The sequence below is a fragment of the Brevibacillus daliensis genome (genome assembly GCF_021245735.1).
GTDB lineage: Bacteria > Bacillota > Bacilli > Brevibacillales > Brevibacillaceae > Brevibacillus_B > Brevibacillus_B daliensis.
The window spans coordinates 1-375 of sequence record NZ_JAJISB010000083.1; the positions used below are offsets into that span (position 1 = coordinate 1).

Consider the following 375-nt stretch of genomic DNA (forward strand, 5'->3'; position numbering starts at 1 on the left):
CTCTCGCATTTCAGAGTTCCCCAGAAGGCTTCCATTGGACCATTATCAATACATCTGCCAACTCTGGACATACTCTGCGTCACTTTGCTGGCAAACAACCTTTTGAACCTCGAAGAGGTATACTGAAAACCCCGATCACTATGCAGCATGGGTTTGCTTCCTGGTGCCGCTTGTAATGCCTTTTTCACCGTTCGGAATACTAAATTATTGTTGTTGGAATGCCCCAAGACATAAGAGACAATCGTGTTATCATAAAGATCCAGAATGGCACTTAAATAGGCTTTCTGACCCTTACCGTATTTGAATTCCGTTACATCCGTTACCCACTTCTCATTTGGTGCAGATGCGTGAAACTTCCGGTTTAACAGATTTTCG

1 protein-coding gene is annotated in these 375 nt (G+C 43.7%); it reads right to left on the minus strand.

The genetic code is table 11. From position 1 onward, the window contains the following. A partial coding sequence (locus LM917_RS24320; RefSeq protein WP_232700278.1) for a DDE-type integrase/transposase/recombinase occupies window positions 1-375 on the minus strand: 375 nt, incomplete at both ends.